The 19124-nt window shown below is 57.8% G+C and carries 19 protein-coding genes and 1 riboswitch; of the genes, 16 read left to right on the forward strand and 3 right to left on the reverse strand.

The annotated features are described in order from the left end of the window. Nucleotides 1-27: 27 nt before the first annotated feature. Nucleotides 28-236, forward strand: a riboswitch (cobalamin riboswitch). 37 nt (nucleotides 237-273) lie between these two features. The 3 genes from AC2FH6_RS04905 to AC2FH6_RS04915 all read left to right on the forward strand — a co-directional run bounded on the left by AC2FH6_RS04905 (nucleotide 274) and on the right by AC2FH6_RS04915 (nucleotide 1708). Further along, nucleotides 274-444 (forward strand): CbtB domain-containing protein, encoded by a 171-nt coding sequence (locus AC2FH6_RS04905; RefSeq protein WP_142632876.1) that lies wholly within the window; start codon nucleotides 274-276, stop codon nucleotides 442-444. Nucleotides 445-448: 4 nt separating this feature from the next. Next, entirely contained in the window at nucleotides 449-1147 is a 699-nt protein-coding gene (locus AC2FH6_RS04910; protein ID WP_496692423.1) for a CbtA family protein, read from the forward strand. Nucleotides 1148-1213: 66 nt separating this feature from the next. Then, entirely contained in the window at nucleotides 1214-1708 is a 495-nt protein-coding gene (locus AC2FH6_RS04915; protein WP_496692424.1) for a hypothetical protein, read from the forward strand. Here AC2FH6_RS04915 and AC2FH6_RS04920 read toward each other — a convergent pair. Further along, the gene (locus AC2FH6_RS04920) at nucleotides 1705-2031 is read right to left on the reverse strand and encodes a DUF1636 family protein (protein ID WP_496701449.1); all 327 of its coding nucleotides are present in this window, start codon (nucleotides 2029-2031) and stop codon (nucleotides 1705-1707) included. The genes AC2FH6_RS04915 and AC2FH6_RS04920 overlap by 4 nt on opposite strands. 155 nt (nucleotides 2032-2186) lie before the next feature. Here AC2FH6_RS04920 and AC2FH6_RS04925 point away from each other — a divergent pair, with 155 nt between their 5' ends. The 7 genes from AC2FH6_RS04925 to mdoH all read left to right on the forward strand — a co-directional run bounded on the left by AC2FH6_RS04925 (nucleotide 2187) and on the right by mdoH (nucleotide 11678). Continuing rightward, the gene (locus tag AC2FH6_RS04925; protein WP_271947979.1) at nucleotides 2187-2645 is read left to right on the forward strand and encodes a DUF302 domain-containing protein; all 459 of its coding nucleotides are present in this window, start codon (nucleotides 2187-2189) and stop codon (nucleotides 2643-2645) included. 77 nt (nucleotides 2646-2722) lie between these two features. Then, nucleotides 2723-4342: a thiamine pyrophosphate-binding protein gene (locus AC2FH6_RS04930; RefSeq protein WP_496701451.1), complete on the forward strand. Its 1620-nt coding sequence runs from the start codon at nucleotides 2723-2725 to the stop codon at nucleotides 4340-4342. After that, nucleotides 4329-5513 (forward strand): CaiB/BaiF CoA transferase family protein, encoded by a 1185-nt coding sequence (locus AC2FH6_RS04935; RefSeq protein ID WP_142632866.1) that lies wholly within the window; start codon nucleotides 4329-4331, stop codon nucleotides 5511-5513. The genes AC2FH6_RS04930 and AC2FH6_RS04935 overlap by 14 nt, the downstream gene beginning before the upstream one ends. Nucleotides 5514-5694: 181 nt before the next feature. Further along, complete coding sequence (locus AC2FH6_RS04940) at nucleotides 5695-7065, forward strand: tetratricopeptide repeat protein (RefSeq protein WP_271947985.1); 1371 nt, start codon at nucleotides 5695-5697, stop codon at nucleotides 7063-7065. A 34-nt stretch (nucleotides 7066-7099) separates the two neighbouring features. Next, nucleotides 7100-8317 carry an OpgC family protein gene (locus AC2FH6_RS04945; protein ID WP_496701454.1) on the forward strand — a complete coding sequence of 406 codons (1218 nt, stop codon included), beginning with the start codon at nucleotides 7100-7102 and terminating at the stop codon, nucleotides 8315-8317. Then, nucleotides 8314-9813, forward strand: coding sequence for an OpgD/OpgG family glucan biosynthesis protein (locus tag AC2FH6_RS04950; protein WP_496701456.1), 1500 nt, complete (start codon nucleotides 8314-8316; stop codon nucleotides 9811-9813). Before AC2FH6_RS04945 ends, AC2FH6_RS04950 begins: the two co-directional genes overlap by 4 nt. Then, nucleotides 9810-11678 (forward strand): glucans biosynthesis glucosyltransferase MdoH, encoded by a 1869-nt coding sequence (mdoH, locus tag AC2FH6_RS04955; protein WP_281994373.1) that lies wholly within the window; start codon nucleotides 9810-9812, stop codon nucleotides 11676-11678. Before AC2FH6_RS04950 ends, mdoH begins: the two co-directional genes overlap by 4 nt. On the opposite strand, the gene AC2FH6_RS04960 is transcribed toward mdoH, so the two are convergent. Together AC2FH6_RS04960 and AC2FH6_RS04965 are read right to left on the reverse strand one after the other, a co-directional pair. Next, nucleotides 11679-12494 carry a CE1 family esterase gene (locus AC2FH6_RS04960; RefSeq protein ID WP_496701458.1) on the reverse strand — a complete coding sequence of 272 codons (816 nt, stop codon included), beginning with the start codon at nucleotides 12492-12494 and terminating at the stop codon, nucleotides 11679-11681. Continuing rightward, nucleotides 12491-12964 (reverse strand): rhodanese-like domain-containing protein, encoded by a 474-nt coding sequence (locus AC2FH6_RS04965; protein ID WP_496701460.1) that lies wholly within the window; start codon nucleotides 12962-12964, stop codon nucleotides 12491-12493. The genes AC2FH6_RS04960 and AC2FH6_RS04965 overlap by 4 nt, the downstream gene beginning before the upstream one ends. 226 nt (nucleotides 12965-13190) lie before the next feature. Between AC2FH6_RS04965 and AC2FH6_RS04970 the strand changes: the two genes are divergently transcribed. The 6 genes from AC2FH6_RS04970 to AC2FH6_RS04995 are packed head-to-tail and all read left to right on the forward strand — an operon-like array spanning nucleotide 13191 to nucleotide 19121. Beyond that, entirely contained in the window at nucleotides 13191-16064 is a 2874-nt protein-coding gene (locus tag AC2FH6_RS04970; protein ID WP_496701462.1) for a monovalent cation/H+ antiporter subunit A, read from the forward strand. Then, nucleotides 16064-16423: a Na+/H+ antiporter subunit C gene (locus AC2FH6_RS04975; protein WP_142632852.1), complete on the forward strand. Its 360-nt coding sequence runs from the start codon at nucleotides 16064-16066 to the stop codon at nucleotides 16421-16423. The genes AC2FH6_RS04970 and AC2FH6_RS04975 overlap by 1 nt, the downstream gene beginning before the upstream one ends. Then, nucleotides 16420-17964, forward strand: coding sequence for a monovalent cation/H+ antiporter subunit D (locus tag AC2FH6_RS04980; RefSeq protein WP_496701464.1), 1545 nt, complete (start codon nucleotides 16420-16422; stop codon nucleotides 17962-17964). The genes AC2FH6_RS04975 and AC2FH6_RS04980 overlap by 4 nt, the downstream gene beginning before the upstream one ends. Further along, nucleotides 17961-18461 carry a Na+/H+ antiporter subunit E gene (locus tag AC2FH6_RS04985; RefSeq protein WP_496692434.1) on the forward strand — a complete coding sequence of 167 codons (501 nt, stop codon included), beginning with the start codon at nucleotides 17961-17963 and terminating at the stop codon, nucleotides 18459-18461. Before AC2FH6_RS04980 ends, AC2FH6_RS04985 begins: the two co-directional genes overlap by 4 nt. Further along, the gene (locus AC2FH6_RS04990) at nucleotides 18458-18727 is read left to right on the forward strand and encodes a K+/H+ antiporter subunit F (protein WP_142632846.1); all 270 of its coding nucleotides are present in this window, start codon (nucleotides 18458-18460) and stop codon (nucleotides 18725-18727) included. Before AC2FH6_RS04985 ends, AC2FH6_RS04990 begins: the two co-directional genes overlap by 4 nt. 7 nt (nucleotides 18728-18734) lie before the next feature. After that, nucleotides 18735-19121 (forward strand): Na+/H+ antiporter subunit G, encoded by a 387-nt coding sequence (locus AC2FH6_RS04995; protein ID WP_142632844.1) that lies wholly within the window; start codon nucleotides 18735-18737, stop codon nucleotides 19119-19121. Nucleotides 19122-19124 lie beyond the last annotated feature (3 nt).

The raw sequence follows: 19124 nt of genomic DNA on the forward strand, positions 1-19124 counted from the left end.
TGATGATTGCACCGCCACAGCTATAGCGGCTAAATGGGGGTGTCTGGTCCTGCCGGAGAAATCCGGATGCTAAGAGGGAATTTGGTGCGACTGCCTCGGTGGTCAACTCCAAAGCCGCCCCCGCGACTGTAAGCGGAGAGCCCCTGTTCAACCAGCCACTTCCGGTTCTCCGGGGGGAAGGCGAACAGAGGCATCGACCCGCAAGCCAGGAGACCTGCCAGGCGCAAAAACGAAACACCGGCCGTCGGGTGCGGCGGCAGAGGAGAATACAAAATGGCAACACAAACGAAAACAGCATCCGCCGCGCGTACAGGCTTTGTTCCGGTCATGTTTGCAGTGGTTCTGGGTCTGGGCCTCATTACGCTGACCGGTCACGTTCAGGCAGCGGCCCTGCATGATGCAGCGCATGACGTGCGTCACGCGACCGGCTTCCCCTGCCACTAAGACCGTGTTCAGTCGTATATTGACCAGCGCGTTGTTCGCTGGTGCTGCAGCGGGGCTGATTGCCGCCTTGCTGCAGTTGGTATTTGTGCAACCAGTATTGTTGCATGCCGAGCTTTATGAATCCGGAGAGCTGGTGCATTTCGGGGCCGAGACCGTATCGGCTCATCCCGAACTGCCGCGCATGTTCTCTGAACTGACGCGTGATGCGCTGAGTGTCATCTTTACCATGCTGACCTATACCGGCTATGCGCTGGTGATGGTTGCGCTGATGTCGGTAGCCGAAGGTCAAGGGCATCAGATTGATGGCCGGACCGGCGTCCTTTGGGGTTTGGCCGGATTTATCGCCTTCCACCTTGCACCAGGTTTCACCCTGGCGCCCGAAGTGCCGGGTGTCGCGGCAGCCGATGTCTATGCACGTCAGGTCTGGTGGTTCGCAACGGTAGCAGCAGCCCTTGTCGCCATGTGGTTGATCGCCTTTGGAGGTAACCTGATCAGCTATGTGATCGCCGCAGTACTTCTGTTGGTGCCACATCTTATAGGTGCACCCGAGCCCGATGTTTTCACCGGCCCTGTGCCGACTGAAATTGGCGCGTTGTTCGCGGCACGAGCTTTTGGAATCGGTCTGGTTGCATGGGTTCTGGTTGGCGCGTTCGCTGGCTATTTCTGGCAGAAAGAAGCGCAACCTTCCGAAGCAACGGCCTGATCGCACTTCGATTGAACGCGCCGGGTGTAAACTTGGCGCGTTTCCCTATGTTTTCAAGGAAATACAATGACCCGTTCACTTGCTCTATTCGTGATCGGTCTGGTCTTTGGCGGCGGTACAGGATTTGTAATTGCTGCTGCAAACGGCGTCACATTTGATGGCCACGACCATTCTGATCCGTCTCTTCACGGAGCCTCACCCACTGAGACCATGGCCCACGATCATTCCACGGCCTTGAACCTACCGGCAGGCACAGATGCACCTACACTGGACATCGCTCTGACACAGGATCCTATGTCTGGCTGGAACCTGCATGTTATGCCAAAAAACTTTACCTTCGCACCGCAGAACGCATCGACCGCAGACATGGCAGGCGAAGGGCACGCGCATGTTTACATCAACGGAGAAAAGCTCGCCCGGCTTTACGGCAGTTGGATGCACATTGATCAGTTGCCCAAAGGTGAGGTCGAGGTTTCGGTTTCGCTGAATTCCAACAGCCATAGCCCGCTTTCGGTCGATAACGTGCCGGTTCGTGCTGCGGTTACGGTTCAGGTTGACTAAAGCGCCGGAATACGCGCACGCAAACACATCCGAAGCCGCCCGCAGGGTCGGGCGTCTTCGATCCAGCCCTGCGGGCTGTTCAGGTAAGTACGGCAAGTTTCAGCGATATCCGCAGCATCCGCCACCACATCGACACCCGAAAACACATAAGATGCGCGCCCCAGCGCCTGTATAGCCAGCGCCGTGGGTTCCGCGCAGCTGCTGAAACAGGCGTGTTCGCTCAATTCGACCTGATCCGTCAATCCAGCCCTTTTCAGTGCGTCCTTCACAGCCTGCACCTCGGCCGCCCGATCGCGTGCGGTGCCACAGGTTTTGCAGATCATCAGGCGCATCCGATCCAGACCTTTCCCTTCGTCCTGCGCCCGTTTCTGCGGCTTTAAGCGGCGCGGCGCAATCCCGAATGCACACAAGATTGTGAGTGCGACGTTCTCACATTTCTGGCAGGATTCCTGCAGACACCTTAAAAGGAAGCCTCTGGATGAAACTGCTTTGGACCGTCTTCGCCCTGCTGGCCCTGCCCGCCTGGGCCGACGAACCGCTCTCGGGATGGGCCGTGTATCCAACGGGCAAAAGCTATGATGAATTAGTCTCGGACACCAAATCGGCGGTTAAGGCAAACGGTCTGATCGTGGTCACGCAGGCCGGCCCCACCAAAGCCGCCGCCGCGCGGGGAATTACAATCCCAGGCAATCTGGTGATCGGCGCCTTCAACAATGACTATGCGGTGCGCGTGCTGGAAACCTCGGTGCGCGCAATGATCGAAGCACCGATCCGGTTTTACGTGACCGAAAACGAGGACGGCACCGCCACCCTATCCTATAAAACGCCCAGCTTTGTATTCGCGCCCTATATCTATGAGGGCGGAGACCCCCTGAGGGACATTGCCCAGGAATTGGATGACACCTTTCAGATCGTGGCCGAAGCCGCTGTCAAATAGTCACACTGGCGTGATGCGCCTTGCGTCCGGGTCTGTCCTCCGCAATCTGCGTTGAAACAGTTTTCGGAGCTTTACTGATGCAGGACTCGTCGCCCCGCGCTGCGGACATTCTGGCCCAACGGCTTTATGAGGCTGGCTGCCGCCACGCTTTTGGCATGCCAGGTGGCGAGGTGCTGACCCTAGTGGATGCGTTGGAAAAGGCGGGGATAACCTTTCACCTGACCAAACACGAGAACGCGGCCGGCTTTATGGCCGAGGCGGTGCATCACCGCGACGGCGCCCCGGCCATTCTGGTGGCCACACTCGGCCCAGGCGCGATGAACGGGATCAATGTGGTCGCCAATGCGTTGCAGGACCGGGTGCCAATGATCGTGCTGACCGGCTGTGTCGACGCAGATGAGGCGCTGACATACACCCATCAGGTCATGGATCACGCACGGGTCTATCGCTCGATCACCAAAGGGACGTTCATGCTGACCGCCAAAGGCGCGGATATTATCGCAGACAAAGCGGTGTCGCTGGCCAATCAACCGCGCCCAGGACCGGTGCATATCGACGTGCCGATTTCGGTTGCGGATGCGCCTGTGACCGATGTCAAACGCCGCCGTCTTGTCAAACCTGCCGCCGTCGCGCCCGAGGGGGATTGCGTTGAAAAAGCCCGCCGCTGGGTGGCACAGGCCGAACGGCCCATCGCGATTATCGGCCTGGATGTTCTATATGACGACTCGCGCAATGTGGTGCAGGCGTTCCTTGAACATTTTGGCATTCCTTTTGTGACAACCTACAAGGCCAAGGGCGTGGTTCCCGAGGATCATCCACTGTGCCTTGGCGGCGCGGGCCTGTCGCCGCTTGCTGACACCCATCTGGTGCCGCTGGTTGAACAGGCCGATCTGGTGTTGTGTCTGGGCTATGACCCGATCGAAATGCGCCCAGGCTGGCGCGAGATTTGGGACCCCGAAGAAAAGCGCGTCATCGACATTTCGGCGGTTCCGAACGATCACTACATGCATCAGGCCGGGTTGAACCTGGTGGCTGATATCGGCGCGACCCTCGAGGCCATTGCAAAGGGCAACCCTGCCCGCGCCACCTGGCCCGGCGGCGAACCCGAACAGGTTCGGGCCGCCCTGGCGCGAGCCTTCCCTACTGATGACGTATGGGGTCCCGCCGCGGTAATTGCGGAAACCCGCGCGGTTCTTCCTGCCGAGACATTGGCCACCGCTGACAGTGGCGCGCATCGCATCCTTCTCAGCCAGATGTGGGGATGTTCCGAAGAACGCGGGCTGATCCAATCTTCGGCGCTCTGCACCATGGGCTGCGCTCTGCCAATGGCCATCGGGCTGAAGCTGGCCGAACCCACGCGCCCGGTCATCAGCTTTTCCGGTGATGCCGGGTTCCTGATGGTCGCCGGAGAACTGTCGACCGTTGCCGAGATGGGGGGTAACCCGATTTTCCTGGTGTTCGTTGACGCCAGCCTTGCCCTGATAGAATTGAAACAGCGTCAGCGGCAAATGGGGAACGTAGGCGTCGATTTCGACCGCCACGACTTTGCAGCTTTGGGCCGGGCCTTCGGTGGGAATGGTCACACGGTGCGCACCCGCGCCGAACTGAGGGATGCTCTGGAAGCGGCAACCAAGTCTGATAGGTTCACCGTAATCGCTGCTGAGATTGACCGCGGAGGATATGATGGCCGGATCTGAAGGGCCGCTGAAGGGCGTCAAGGTTCTGGACCTGTCCCGCATTCTGGCCGGACCGACCTGCACACAGTTGCTGGGCGATTTGGGTGCCAGCGTTATCAAGATCGAAAACCCTGCCACTAAAGGGGACGACACGCGCCAGTGGGGCCCACCCTATGTCGCAGATGCCGACGGGGTTCCATCGGATCTTAGTGCCTATTTCATGTCAGCCAACCGCAACAAGAAATCGGTCGCCATCGACATCACCACACCCGAAGGTCAGGCGGAAATTCGGCGGCTGGCCTCGTTTGCGGACATCCTGATCGAGAATTTCAAACCCGGCGGGCTTGCGAAATACGGGCTGGATTACAAATCGCTCTCGCAGGAATTCCCTAGCCTCGTCTATTGTTCGATCTCAGGCTACGGGCAGGATGGGCCTAACGCATCAAAGCCCGGATATGATCTGATGGCGCAGGGCTATGGCGGTGTCATGTCTCTGACCGGCGATCCCCAAGGGGCGCCGATGAAAGTTGGAGTTGGTATCGCTGATGTCATGTGCGGTATGTATGCCTGCGTTGGCATTCTGGCAGCATTGCGCCACCGGGACCAGACCGGAGAGGGACAGCAAATTGATCTGGCTCTGGTCGATTCCCAGATTGCGTGGCTGATCAATGAAGGCGTGAATTATCTGACATCCGGCAATGTGCCACAACGCCGTGGGAATGGTCATCCAAATATTGTTCCATATGACGTTTATGAAACCGCCGATGGCCATGTGATCCTTGCTGTAGGTAATGACAGTCAGTTCCGCCGGTTCTGCGAATTCATCGACCAACCTGATCTGGCGGATGACGTCCGCTTTGCGACGAATCCGGCGCGGCTGGAAAACCGAGATGCGTTGAACGCCCTATTGCGCCCTGCGGTTCAGTCATATGACACAACAACCGTCATCGCAGAACTTGAGGCACGCAAAGTACCAGTTGGGCCGGTCCAGACCCTGGATCAGGTTTTTGACACCGAGCAGGTCGCGGCGCGGCAAATGCAGATCGCGATGCAGGCTGCCCCGGCCGAGGTAAAACTGATCGGAAACCCGCTGAAATTGTCGCGGACACCGGTTACCTACCGGACGGCTCCGCCACAGTTCGGAGCGGACACTGCAGCAGTCCTGAACGCTAAGAACCCATTTGAAGATTGAAACACAATGCCTTACTAGGCGGCATATTGCTGAAACATGCCGTTGAATCGGCGGATTTTTTCACGTTTTCCACACACAGCTTTTCACCAATTCGAGAGCAGGGCCGATACTGATACGACCCCGCCTGACTCTCTGCTAAATCGAATAAAGTAATAAATCGCAAATGGATTGGATCCCGCGCATGAAACAAGATGTTTTCGGACAGATGAACACTCTTTGCCATTCGGCCAGTGTCGAGGCGTGGAATGGTGTTCTGCTTGGTTTCATGGCGCATTCAGCTGTCACACCCCAGCATCTGGGCAAAGTGCTAGAGCTTGAGCCCGATTTCGCGCTTGGTCACGCCATCAAAGGTCTGTTCCTGGTCCTGCTGGGTCGGCGCGAGATGATGCCAGTTGCAGCGGAAGCGTTGAATGCTGCCAACACCGCTATGGATCGCCAACCGGTAACTGAGCGCGAGCGGCTTTATGTCGACGCGTTGGCCCTTTACCTGTCCGACCTGCCCTCACATGCAATCCAGAAGTTTGAAGAAATTCTGCGCCTCCACCCACAGGACTCGCTGGCGATGAAACTCAGCCATGCAACACGGTTTGTCTTGGGAGATGCCGCTGGTATGCGACGGTCGATCGAACGTGTCCTGCCTGCTTATGAACCCGACCACGCCGGCCGCGGATATCTTCTGGGGTGCCATTCCTTCGCGCTTGAGGAAACCGGGGCCTATGAAAAAGCCGAAATCGCCGGACGTCAGGCACTGTGGATGGTGTCGGATGATGCCTGGGGTCTGCACGCAGTGGCCCATGTGCACGAGATGACCGGCAATGCGCAGCAAGGTCTTGATTGGCTGGCCGGACGCGAGGATGCCTGGGCGCATTGCAACAACTTTCGCTATCATGTCTGGTGGCACAAGGCGCTGATGCATCTGGACCTGGGCCAGGTCGATCAGGTTATGGAACTGTATGACCAGTATGTCCGGCAGGACAAAACCGACGATTACCGAGACATATCGAATGCCACGTCGCTTTTGTCCCGGCTCGAGCTTGAGGGTGTCAAAGTTGGAAACCGCTGGGAGGAACTGGCCGACCTCAGCGCCGCCCGGACCGAAGATGGCTGCCTGATCTTCGCCGATCTTCACTATCTGCTGGCCCTGACCGGCGACAACCGGACCGAAGCGACCGGCAAAATGCTGCAGCGCATCCAGAAAGATGCCCAGCGCAATCAGGGCGACACTCCGATCCGGATGTCGGATCCCGGTATTGCCGCAGCCAAAGGGCTTGAAGCTTTTGGCGACGGCCTTTACGGCGAAGCATTTGATTTCCTGTCGAATGCACGGGACGGAATGCAACTGGCCGGTGGTAGCCACGCCCAACGTGATGTATTCGAGCGCATCACTATTGATTCCGGCCTGCGTGCCGGCCGTTTGGATGCTGTCGAGCGCATTCTAGACGACCGCCGTGCCAAGCGGGCCGGGGGTGAGGACAATTATGCTATGGCGCGCCGCGCATTGATCGATGCGGCCCGCGATAACCAAGACGCACAAAGCGTTCCGGCAGAATAACAAAACAAAAAGACTGAAGAAGGACAGAACTCGTATGGCGACTCTATCGCCCGCTTCTGATTTTGCACCTGTGGCAGCCACCTCGGCCGCCCCTGTTAGTACGCGCGACCCGCGTCTGGATTTCTATCGCGGAATTGCGATGTTCATCATCCTGATTGCGCATATTCCCAACGACCCCTGGGCCAAGTGGATCCCTGCCCGGTTTGGTTTTTCGGATGCAACCGAGATTTTTGTTTTTTGTTCGGGCATGGCCTCGGCCATCGCCTTTGGCGGCGCGTTCCTGCGCAAGGGCTGGTGGATGGGCACTGCGCGGGTATCATACCGGATCTGGCAGGTTTACTGGGCGCATATCGGCCTGTTCTTCTTTGTCGCGATGACGATGGCTGCGCTGAATCAAACAGGCCTGTTTGAGAAGAACTACATCTCGTCCCTGAACCTGCAGCATTTCTTCAATGATCCTGCGCCGCAGATCGTCGGCCTGTTCACCCTGACCTACGTGCCGAATTATTTCGACATTCTACCCATGTATCTGGTGGTTCTTGCAATGATGCCGCTGTTCATGGGCCTGTCCCGCATCGGATTTTGGGCAGTTGCAGCCACATCCGTTGCTATCTGGCTCGTGGCGCAGACCGACATTCTGGACCTGCCGGCCGAGCCCTGGTCGGATCGTCAGTGGTTCTTTAACCCTTTTGGCTGGCAGTTGCTGTTCTTTACAGGCTTTGCATTCATGCGCGGCTGGATCCCGGCCCCTCCGGTGTCAAAAACGTTGATCTGGGCAGCGGCGCTGTTCCTGATCTTTTCAATGCCTTTCGGGTCGTGGAAAGTGTTCACATGGGTGAATGCCGCAGCCCCGGACTTGGCCGATGAAATCCGCAAAGTCTGGCCCATCACGAAGGAATTCCGCGACAAGACCGATTTCGGTCTGTTTCGCTACTTGCATTTCCTGTCGCTGGCCTATCTGGGCTGGGTCGCTGCTGGCGAGCATGGACACCGCCTGATCGCAACCGGTCAGAGCGCTGGCGCCAAAGCTTGGCAAATCGTGCTGACCCTGGTCACCAAAGTGGGTCAGCAATCACTTGCCGTATTCGTATTTTCCATGGCAGCAGCACGACTTATCGGCGTTGGGCTCGATTTGTTTGGGCGGGATTTTGCCACTGTCTTTGTCGCTAATATGATTGGCTTTGCCATGATCATCAGCGTGGCCTATTTGGCCGCGTGGTTTAAGTCACAACCCTGGAAATCAAAGAAATGAAATTCACACGTCGCGCATTTCTGGCCACGACTTCGGCGCTTGCCTTCGCCCCGGCCACCTTTGCCGTGGGCGGAGAGGTCCCGTTTGACCGCAGTGACGTGATCTCGCTGGCCCGCGAGTTGGCCGCAAAGCCCTTTGCTGAGCGCGAGATGGTCCCGCAGGAATGGCAGGACCTGACCTATGAGCAATACCGCTCGATCCGGTTCCGCCTGGATCGCGCGATGTGGTACGAGACCGAGACGCCGTTCAACGTCGATTTCTTCACCCCTGGGCTTTATTTCCCCCGCACGGTTCAGGTGTCGACTGTGGAAGACGGCATGGCCAAACCCGTAGCCTTCGATCTGTCGATGTTTGACAAGTCGACCGAGGTTCCTCAGTTGCCCGTCGACGACACGCTGGGTTTTTCGGGCCTGCGCCTGCGGACTGAAATGCATCGCCCTGGCAAAACGGATGAGTTCTGCGTCTTTCAAGGCGCCAGCTATTTCCGCGCCATCGGCTTGCACGAGGTCTACGGCCTGTCGGCCCGGGGGTTGGCGCTGAAAACCGGCGATCCGGATGGCGAAGAATTTCCCGAATTCATTCGTTTCTGGCTGGAACGTCCCAAGCCCGGTCAGCGCAACATGGTCGTTCATGCCCTGATGGACAGCCCCAGCGTGACAGGGGCCTATCGGTTCAATGTCACGGCAGGCGCGGATTGCGTGATGGAGGTCGAGGCCACTCTGTTCCCGCGTACGGAACTGACCCATGTCGGCATTGCACCCGGCACGTCGATGTTCCTGTTCGATCAGACCAATCACAGCCGTTTCGACGATTTCCGCCCTGCTGTGCATGACAGCGACGGGCTGCTGATCCGCAACGGCGCTGGCGAGGTCCTGTGGCGGCCTCTGGCAAACCCGACCCGCCTGCAGTTCTCGTCCTTTGTCGACATGAACCCGCGCGGGTTTGGCCTGATGCAGCGCAAACGGGCGTTCGCGGATTATGCCGATCTTGAAGCGAGTTACCACAAACGCCCCGGCCTCTGGGTCGAGCCAACTGGCGATTGGGGCAAAGGCGCGGTCACTCTGGTCGAAATTCCGGCCGATCAGGAAATCTACGACAATATCGTCGCCTATTGGCGCCCGATGGAGCCCTATGCGGCCGGAAGCCAGGTGGACCTGTCCTACCACCTGATCTGGGGTGAGGAACCAGAGCGCACCCCGATGCCACGCGTGATCAACACTGCGATGGGTGACAACACATTTGGTCACGGCCGTCTGGCAGTGATTGACTTTGAGGCCAGCGAGCTATTCGACGAACCTGAGGCGATGACGATCTTTGTGGACTCGCCCCATGCAGAGACCTCGGAAGGCGTCCTGCAGCGCAACCCCGATACTGGCGGCCTGCGGTTGGCCTTTTCCTTCGAGCCGGGAGACCGGAACCATGTGGAACTGCGCGCACAGTTGCTGAAAGACAAGCTGCCTGCCTCCGAAGTCTGGCTGTATCGTTGGACATCATGAGCAACGATCTGCATATCATGCCGCCTGAGGCACCCCTGGCGATGCCGGAGCAGAATTTCAGCGCAGGGTTCCGTGACGCTCAGGCGCCCGGCAGTAGGCAGGCATCTGCAGGATTCTGGCGTGCGCTGGCGTTCTCGCCTGCGATGGCGGCTACGCTGGGCATGCTTTGGGTCATGACCGACTGGTTCGGAGCCGAAGGGATCAATCTGATCGAAGCGATTCTGTTGGCTCTGATCTCATTCAACTTTTTCTGGATCTCTTTCACGGTCTGCACCGTGTTGTTGGGTATGATTTCTCTGTCGCGGCAGGAACAGCCCAAACGTCAGGGCCGCCCACAGGCGCTGCGCGTCGCGCTTCTTATGCCGGTCTATAATGAAGTACCCTGGAACGTGCTGGGCAACGCCCGCACGATGCTGGAAGACCTGCGCGCGCGGGATGGTCAGCACCATTATGCGATGTTCATCCTCTCTGACACCCGCGACCCCGAGATCGCGGCGCAAGAGCAGGCAAGTGTCGAAGCGTTGCGCACCACCCTCGCCCCCGGGCTGGAACTGTACTACCGCCGCCGCGAACAGAACACAGACCGCAAGGTCGGCAATATCGCCGATTGGGTCAGCCGTTGGGGTGCGGATTGGGATGCGATGCTCGTGCTGGATGCCGACAGCCTGATGACCGGCCGCGCCATCCTGCGCCTGACGGATTCTCTGGCGCGCGACCCCGGTGCGGGCCTGATCCAGAGTTACCCTCAGTTAATTGGCGCTCAGTCGGTTTTTGCCCGGATGCAGCAATTTGCCAATGGTGTTTATGGTATCGCCTTCGCCGAAGGTCTGGCCCGTTGGTGTGGCCAGGAAGGAAACTATTGGGGCCATAACGCGATCATCCGCACCAAGGCTTTTGCCAACTGCGCGGGGCTGCCAAGACTGCGCGCAATGAATGGTCAGGAAAAACTAATCATGAGCCACGATTTCGTCGAGGCCGGCCTCATGCGTCGCGCCGGATGGGGCGTGCGGTTCCTACCGCGCATCCGTGGATCCTATGAAGAAACCCCACCAACGCTGATCGACCACGCGTTGCGTGACCGGCGCTGGTGTCAGGGAAATTTGCAACACCTGAAGTTGCTGGGCTCAACCGGATTCCGCGCTGTGTCGCGGTTCCACATGTTCCATGGAGCAGTCGGATATCTGATGTCGCCTCTGTGGTTTGCCTTGCTGGTGATGTGGGCGCTGATCGGTCAGGGCGAGGATGCCTCGGTCCTGCACTATTTCAGCCCCGACAATCCGCTGTTCCCGCAATGGCCCGAGATGTCGGAAACCCGCCACGTGCTGATCATTCTGGTCATGTATGCCATGTTGCTGGCCCCCAAGGTACTTGGCGTGCTTGCCCTGCCTCTTAGCGGTGTGCGCTATGCGGATTTCGGTGGCGCAGGTAAATTCATGACCTCATTCATCTCGGAAGTCATCCTGTCGATCCTCTATGCGCCGATCCTTATGGTGCAACAGATGATCGCCGTCTTCCGGACAATTCTTGGTATTCAAAAAGGCTGGTCTCCCCAGGCGCGGGATGGTGGCAGCTATGGCCTGCGGACGCTGATCTTATGTCACACGCTGGAAACTATCAGCGGTATAGCCTTGGGCGCCGGCATCCTATCGGGTCTGGTGTCAATCTGGCTGGCTCCGATTGCCATAAGCCTGGCCTTTGCCATCCCGCTTTCCGCACTCAGCGGCGTTTCAACCTCACCGGCGCGGCGCATGGTCGGAATGAAAGAAGATGTTCAGGAACCGGCAATCACCCGGTCCGCCCGTCTCCACAGGGATGAATTGAAGCGCCTGGTCGAAGGCAAAACCGTCATGACTCCTGCCGAGTGATCAACCACCCGGCAGGCCCTCGTACCACTCTACCATCATATCCGACCATCCCTGCGGCACGTTGTGACCACCGGGGAAAAGTGCGAATTCCAACATCGCGCCATCGGCGCATCCGGTCCATCTGCGGCGCATGAATTGCCCGGTCGTGGAAAATCCGCTGGGTTTGGTATCGGCGCATTCGTTTGCGACCCGCCAAATTTCCAGACCGGCAAAGATATCGCCCTGATGGAATCGACCACCGCCCAAAAGGCGCCCTTCCAGTGGGACTACATTGTCGATCCAGCCATGGGTGTGAAACATGCGCACCGGGCCATCGCAGGCCTCGGGATGCGGTCGCCAAAACCCGCCTGAAACCGGAGCATAGGCCGAAAACGTATCCGGCGCCGCGCAGGCGAGGTAGTAGACCATGAAGGCCCCCGCAGAAAACCCGCCCAACACGACGCGGTCATCATCGACCCCGAACCGGTCCGACGCATCCTGAACCACCTCGCGCAGAAAAGCCGTTTCGTCACGCCCTTCCCAACCCGGGAAGAAATTCCAGCTTTGGCGGCCGTTACGCTCGGACCCCTCCGGTGCCATAACCGCATATCCGCGAGCAAGCAGAGGATCGACCAAGCTGCGGTTCTTCAGCGTTCCGGTCGCAGTCCCGCCATAACCGTGCAGAAACACCACCAGCGGTGGGTTTTTGGTTTCAGGAAGTTCGATATGGTACCCACCCGACGGCGTTTCGCACATGTCTTCCTGATCGACACAGGCGGCCATTCCTGCCTTACAGATCACGGCCATCCCGACCGACAGAAACAAGCTTCGGATCATTCCGCTTTCCCATCATAGTGTTGAACCGGCAGGCCTGCGCGAACCCAGCCTGGCCCTGCTGCTGAGCCTAACATACCCTCGGGCACGTCGATGATATTTGCGAACCCCGCCTCGGACAGCCGGTTGCTCAGCCGGGCCGAGCGCACACCGCGCGCGCAGATCAGGGCGATTGGGGCATCGTGGTTTCCGCCGACAATCTGCAGCAGCGCCTCATCAAAATCATCGCGACGCATGTCTAGGGGATGCGCGCCTTCGCCCACGCCCGAGGCATCCCATTCGCGTGGGGTACGGATGTCCACCAAAAATATATCTCCCAGCCTAGCTTGCTGATGCGCATCCCCGACACTGATCCGACCGCCCGCATAGCTCTGCGGGATCAGGCGGTATTCACGGATTGCAAAACCGCCCAGAACAGCAGCCGCACCAAACAGCAGAACCTTTCGCCGTGTCCGGTTTGCCCCAGCAGCCACTGTAATCCCTCCTGATCCGATGCGGTCCTATGTATCACAGCAGCTTATCCAGATCCGTGTCGAAATTAACCTGCCTGTTCAAGTTCGTGTCATCGCCGCTTTACCTGTACCATCCTCTGCCTTGGGGCCCCTGAACAGGCAGAATGGCTTGCAATCGCTGGACACTCCGCGAATTATCCTTACAAAATCAATAGCACTTTTGACCGCCCAGACCGGAGTATCGCAGTTGTCCCTATTCCTCATCGCGGCCCTTCCCTTCCTCGGAGCTGTATTCCCAGCCCTTTTGATCCGGGCTGGACGAAACGCAGCAGCCTCGGCCGCTGGGTTGACCACTTTTCTGGCGCTGATGGGGCTGTTGATTCACATCCCAACCGTGATGCGCGGCGAGGTCGTTACCGCCCGGTTCGACTGGATTCCGGCACTGGGCCTAAACGCCAATTTCATGTTGGACGGCCTTGGGTTTCTGTTCGCGCTGCTGATCCTTGGCATCGGTTTGCTGATCATCCTCTACGCCCGGTTCTATCTCTCGCGCGAAGACCCGATGGGGCAGTTTTACACCTATTTGCTGCTGTTTCAGGGCGCGATGGTGGGAATTGTTCTGTCGGACAATATCCTGCTTTTGCTGATATTCTGGGAACTTACCTCGCTTAGTTCATTCCTTTTGATCGGATATTGGAAACACCTCCCCGAGGGACGACAGGGCGCACGTATGGCGCTGGCTGTGACCGGCTCTGGCGGCTTGGCGATGATTGCGGGGATGCTAATCCTGGGCAATATCGTTGGCTCTTATGACCTAAGCATCATTCTCCAGAACAAAGAGCTGATCCAGTCTTCACCCTATTACATGCCAGCGCTGATCCTGATTTTGCTGGGGTGTTTCACCAAATCGGCACAGTTCCCCTTCCATTTCTGGCTGCCACACGCGATGGCCGCCCCTACGCCAGTATCGGCCTATCTGCACTCGGCCACGATGGTAAAGGCAGGGTTGTTCCTGATGGCCCGCATGTGGCCCGTTCTGGCGGGTACTGATGCGTGGTTCTACATTGTGGCCACAACCGGCCTGGTAACCATGCTGATCGGGGCCTGCATCGCCCTGTTCAAAGATGATCTCAAGGCGCTGCTGGCGTTTTCGACCGTGTCGCATCTGGGTCTGATAACCATGCTGCTGGGGTTTGGAACCAAGATCGCCGCTGTTGCTGCCATCTTCCACATCATCAACCATGCGACGTTCAAAGCAGCCCTGTTCATGACCGCCGGGATCGTGGATCACGAGGCCGGGACCCGCGACATCAAGCGACTGGGCGGATTGCGCCATTTGATGCCCATCACCTTCACCATCGGGACGATTGCCGCACTTTCCATGGCCGGTCTACCTCCGCTGAACGGGTTTCTGTCCAAGGAGATGATGCTGGAGGAAACGGTCCACACAACCTGGCTGCATTCGCATTATCTTGTGCCCGGACTGGCGCTGCTGGCGGCCTTGTTCTCTGCAGCCTATTCGTTCCGCTTTGTTGGTCACGTGTTCCTTGGTCCAGTACGCGACGATTACCCAACCCATCCACATGACCCACCGGCCGGGCTTTGGCTTGCACCCGCTTTCCTGGTCGTGCTTGTCGTCCTGATCGGTCTTTATTCCAACGCCATCGTAGGTCCGCTGGTGGCAGTTGTTTCAAGTGCGGTAATCGGGGGCGAGAAGCTGCCCTATTATTCGCTGAAACTCTGGCACGGGTTTACGCCTGCCCTGTATATGTCCGCGTTCGCGACACTGGGTGGCCTGGCCTTGCTGACACAGCATCGGCGCGGTGAGTTTATCTGGAATGCGCTGCCCAGACCCGAGGCGAAAACTATTTTTGACGCAGTGATCGCTGCGCTTACGACGACCAGCCGCTGGGTCACAGATACTCTGCATAACGGGGTCCTCAGCCGGTATGCCGCCATCCTGATCGTCTTTACGGTTGGGCTGGGATATTACGCATTCGCAACCGGATCTATTGGCGTTGAAACACGCACGCCCCTACCCGTTCAGATCATTCCGTTCATTGGCTGGATCTGCCTGATCGCCGCGACGCTGGCCATCATGTGGTTCCACCGCAACCGGCTGTTGTCCTTGGTGCTGATCGGGGTCGTGGGCCTGATCGTCTCGATGGCCTTCAACTATCTGTCCGCACCCGACCTTGCCCTGACACAGATTTCTGTCGAGGTAGTGACGATGATCCTGCTGTTGCTGTCGCTGAACTTCCTGCCCACGGACACCCCCTGGGACAGCAGCGCGGCACGGCGCTGGCGGGATGCCGCGATCTCGGTCGTGGCAGGCATCGGATCAGGTGCATTGATCTATGCGCTGATGCTGCGGGATTTCGGCTTTCCCAGCATTTCCGAATTCCATCTGGCCAATTCGTATAAGGGCGGCGGAGGCACCAATGTGGTCAACGTGATCCTGGTGGATTTCCGTGGCTTTGATACTTTCGGCGAAATCATCGTTCTGGGCATTGCCGCCCTGATCATCTTTGCCCTGACCGAGGCGGTTCTGGAAACCAATGTCCGGGGGTATTTGCTGAACCGTAAACCGCACTGGCCGCAATCGGGTGACTCTCATCCGTTGATGATGGTCGTGGCGACAAGAGTGATGATGCCGATCGCGCTGATGGTCGGGGCCTATATCTTTTTCCGCGGCCATAACCAACCAGGAGGAGGGTTCATCGCCGGTCTGGTCGTCGCCATCGCCTATCTGATGCAATATATGGCCAGCGGCTATACCTGGGCCATCGAACGGCAACGGTTCTATTATCACGGCACAATCGGCTGGGGCGTTCTGATCGCCGCAGCAACTGGAATTGGCGCATGGTTCAATGAACGTCCCTTCCTGACCAGCGATTTCGGATATCTGAACTGGCCGCCGCTGGAAGAGTTCGAATGGGCAACCGCCATGCTGTTCGATACCGGCGTGTTCCTTGCGGTTTTGGGCGCGGTGATGCTGGCACTGGATAGCCTGTCCCGCTTGGCCTGGCAGCCCGGCATGGCGCAGGAATTCCCAATGGATATCAACCCGCTGCGGGACGATCCGCCCGAAGAAGAACAAGAAGAAAAGGAGCAGGTCTGATGGAAGCGCTCGTAGCCTCTGCGGTTGGCGTGATGACCGCCGCCGGGATTTTCCTGATCCTGCGTCGCCGGACTTTTCCAGTCATTCTGGGACTGTCTCTACTGACCTATGCGGTGAACGTCTTTTTGTTTGCCACCGGGCGGCTGGCTTTGGACGCGCCGCCGGTTCTGAACAAATATGAAGAGGTCGCCTATACCGATCCCTTGCCGCAGGCCCTGGTGCTGACCGCCATCGTGATTTCATTCGGGATGACTGCGGTGATCGTGATGATCTCGCTTTCGGCTTACCTGTCGGCCAAGGATGACCACATCGACATGGCCGCTCATGACAATACGGACGCGCCGGGAGAAGACGCATGAACCATTGGATCGTTGCGCCAGTCGTCCTGCCCGCGATTCTGGCTCCGTTCATCATCATGGTCCTACGATACCACCTTGATTTGCAGCGCATATTCTCGGTCGCCGGTGTCGTGGCACTGCTTGGCATCGCCCTGACAATCACCGCACAGGCCGCAGGTGGAGACATTCTGGTCTATGAGTTGGGCAACTGGCCAGCGCCCTTTGGAATCGTGCTGGTGCTGGATCGGTTATCTGCCATGATGGTCTTGCTGACCGCGCTTTTAGCCCTTCCGATAGTGCTTTATTCGATTGCCTCCGGATGGGATGCACGCGGCAAGCACTTTCATCCCTTATTCCACTTTCAGCTTATGGGCGTATGCGGTGCCTTTCTGACAGGTGACGCCTTTAACCTGTTCGTGTTCTTCGAGGTATTGCTGATCGCGTCCTACGGTTTGATGACGCACGGCGGTGGAGCCGTTCGGCTCAAGGCAGGCGTGCAATATGTCGCCTACAACCTTTTGGGCTCAACGCTGTTTTTGTTTGCCCTTGGCACGCTCTATTCAGTGACCGGCACGCTGAACATGGCGGATATGGCTTTACGGATTGCCGAGCTTCCGCTCGAAGACACCGCTCTGATAAGAGTGGGTGCTGCCCTGTTGCTGCTGGTATTCTGCATTAAGGCTGCAGTTCTGCCGCTGCATTTCTGGCTACCGGCCAGCTATGCGAATGCTCCTATGCCAGTTGCCGCGCTGTTTGCGATCATGACAAAGGTCGGGGCGTACTCGATCTTGCGCATGTACACGCTTGGCTTTGGCCCCGAGGTTTTGGTTGCGCATGATCTTGTGATCAACTGGCTGCAACCTGCCGCTTTGGTAACTTTGGCAGTTGGTACAATCGGCATATTGGGCTCACGACACATCGCGCGCCTTGTGGCTTTTTGCGCCATCGCGTCAATGGGTACCCTGCTGATCGCAATTTCCCTGTTCACCGAAACGGCCACTGCTGCCGCTTTGTTCTATATTTATCATTCGACACTGGCGACGGCGCTGTTGTTCCTGATTGCTGATCTGGTGATCGAGCGGCGCGGAGGCGCAATTGCCCCAAAGCACCCTATGGCACAGACCGGACTGATTTCCGCACTGTTCTTTATTGGTGCGATTGCTTTGGCCGGGATGCCGCCCCTGTCTGGGTTCATCGGCAAACTGCTGGTCCTGGACGCCGCGCGAGATGCACCAGACGCAAATACGGTCTGGGCTGTGGTATTGATCGGCTCATTTGTAACTATAGTAGGACTGGCCCGCGCCGGAACTTTGATCTTTTGGAAAAGCCATGACGCCAGCTTGACCACCGACCAAGCCGATACAACTGACGGCGAGACCGCCTTTCAGGCAGCCCCGGAACCTTCGCCCGGGTTGGCCTTTACGTCGGTGTTTGCTTTGATCATCGGTCTGGTCATGCTGACATTGTTTGCCGGGCCTGCAATGAACTACGCTACCAGCACAGCGGAACAGTTGTTTGCACCCGAGAACTACATCTCGGCCGTGTTGGGAGTGGAAGAATGAAAAAACTGCTTCACCGGATATTCCCGCACCCGCATCTGACTTTCCTGCTGACGGTCGTGTGGATTTTGCTGGCAAACACACCATCGCTGAATTCACTGGTGTTTGGCCTTGTGCTGGGGATTATCATCCCCTTCGTCACACAGCCGTATTGGCCAGACCGGCCCGTTCTTCGGAATTGGCCGATGATCACCGAATACATATTGGTGGTTCTATGGGACATTGTTGTCGCCAATATGACAGTTGCCAGGATCATCCTGTTCAAACGGGATTCCGACCGTGAACCGAACTGGGTCTGCATTCCGCTGGAACTGCGCACACCCGAAGCGATTACGGTTCTGGCCGGGACAATCACCATGACCCCCGGCACCGTCAGTTGCGATCTGTCAGCGCAGGGTCACAACTTACTGGTACACTGCCTCGATGCGCCAAACCCGGACGAAGTACGGGATCAGATCAAGCAACGATACGAGCGCAGGCTAAAGGAGATTTTCGAATGATCGAGCTAGCAATCTACTTTGCCTTTGCCTGTTTCGGCGCAGCCATCATGATGTGCCTGTGGCGGATCATTACTGCCGATGGAGTGGGCACCCGGGTTCTGGCGCTGGACACGATGGTGATCAACACAATCGCCCTTATGGTGCTTTACGGGCTATTTCTGGGGACCGAGATTTTCTTCGAGGCCGCCATGATCATCGCAATGCTCGGCTTTGTCTCAACCGTTGCCTACGCGCGCTTTATGCTGCGCGGCAATATCATCGAGTGAGGGCGACATGTCGGTAATTTTTGAGTTTCTGGTCGCCTTCTTCCTGGTTGTTTCAGGCATATTTGGTTTTGTCGGATCGTACGGAATGATCAAGCTAAAGGACCCGATGTCCAGGCTCCATGCCCCCACCAAAGCGACAACGCTTGGGGTGGGTGGCGTTCTGATCGCCTCAATCATCCATTCCGTATTGATCGAACATCACCTGTCTCTGCACGAGCTGCTGATCACGCTGTTTCTGTTCCTGACTGCTCCGATCACGGCCCTGTTTATTGCCAAATGGCATATTCACCGCCATGAAAAGCCCCAGGATCTGCCCGACGCGGGTGAGGACAAAATCTGGGCCACACATGCGGTCGAACAAGTCGAAGACGTTCCTGATCACAGAAACACCTGATAC

The organism is Ruegeria sp. CDSC045, from assembly GCF_059610725.1.